1 protein-coding gene is annotated in these 1,432 nt (G+C 60.3%); it reads right to left on the bottom strand.

Translation table 11 applies throughout. The annotated features are described in order from the left end of the window. Positions 1-37: 37 nt before the first annotated feature. Positions 38-1,228 carry an IS30 family transposase gene (locus IEW85_RS14210; protein WP_444543782.1) on the bottom strand — a complete coding sequence of 397 codons (1,191 nt, stop codon included), beginning with the start codon at positions 1,226-1,228 and terminating at the stop codon, positions 38-40. Between the last annotated feature and the right edge of the window lie 204 nt (positions 1,229-1,432).

Below are 1,432 nucleotides of genomic sequence, written 5' to 3'. Positions count from 1 at the left end.
GCGGTGGATTCGAGCGGTGGTCGCAACAACAGCGATCTCAGCTGGTCGTGAGCAACTCTTTCATACGGTCGGCAGGACTGTCCCAGCCCAATGTCTTCCTAGGCCTGCCGTTGAGCTTGTTCGCGACCAGTTCCAGGTCCTCCGGGCCATGAGCTGAAAGATCAGTCCCTTTGGGGAAGTACTGGCGCAGCAGCCCGTTGGTGTTCTCGTTCGAGCCCCGCTGCCACGGTGAAGCCGGGTCACAGAAATAGATCGGAAGATCAGCAGCCATGCTGATCTTGTGATGCTTAGCCATCTCGGCTCCCTGATCCCATGTCAGTGAACCGCGAAGATGTCCAGGAAGCGTCTTCATCCGCTCAGTCAGTGCGGTCGCGACCGTCTCAGCGGTGTGGTCCCCAGGCAGGTGGCAGAGCATCACAAACCGGGTATGACGCTCCACCAGAGTCGCGATCGCGGACTGACTGCCAGCACCGATGATCAGATCCCCTTCCCAGTGGCCTGGCACGGCCCGGTCCTCGACCTCAGCAGGACGCTCGCTGATCATGACCATCTCCTCGCCCAGAATGCGGGGTTTGCGCTGGTCACCGGCAGGCTTGCGCATAGCCCGGCCGGTACGCAGTGCGGCTTGGACTTCACGCTTCAATCCACCACGAGCCTGCAGATACAGGGCTTGGTAGATCGTTTCGTGGCACACACGCATCTCCTGATCTTCGGGGAACTGTTCAACGAGCTTTCCACTGATCTGTTCCGGGGACCATTCCAGCTGCAGCTTCTCCCAGACGTAGGCGAAGATCCGACTGCCAGGCACCAATTTCCTAGGCTTCGGTCGTGCTCGCCGGTCGACGGTCTGCTGATGAGCCGTATAAGGGTGGTAGATGCCTCTGTGGCTGTTGCGAGCAACCTCTCGGCTGATCGTTGAACGACTCCGTCCCAGCTCAGCCGCGATCTGAGCGTAGGAACATCCTCGTCGCAGCAGGTCAGAGATCACAAGCCTGTCGCCAGCGTTGAGGTACCTCCGGTGAGTCGCTGGGGCAGCGGGGTCAGAGAAGGTGCTGTGCATCTTCTTGTTATACCCATTGGGCGCACTCTGGCGGTCCCACTTCCGCGCTGATCGGGCAGATGCACCGACTCGTTGTGCAGCCTCTGCACGGCTGAATCCCTCTAACCGCAGCCGGTGATACTCATCCCTGCCTGGATGCGCACGCGAGACACGTACCAGGTGATACATCCCGGCAGCTCTGACCCAGTCAGACAAGGTTCTGGCCGAGACTCCGGTCTCCGCTGCGACTGCAGTCAGGTTAGGGGTCTGGCCGAAGCGGCGAAGGCAGTCAGCCTTCACCGCTTCGGCATAAGGCTCTCCTCGAGAGGATTCACGTCTGGGCATTGCAACTCCTGAACGGTCAGGTCGTTGCGACGTTCACTAGAACCCGAG

Origin of the sequence: Nesterenkonia cremea (assembly GCF_014642675.1) — a bacterium.
GTDB lineage: Bacteria > Actinomycetota > Actinomycetes > Actinomycetales > Micrococcaceae > Nesterenkonia > Nesterenkonia cremea.
This window is presented reverse-complemented; position numbering and strand designations above follow the sequence as displayed.

What these genes read in the sequence shown, in the direction of transcription:
- IEW85_RS14210 (WP_444543782.1), bottom strand. Translation starts at nt 1,228, where the DNA reads ATGTATCACCTGGTACGTGTCTCGCGTGCGCATCCAGGCAGGGATGAG.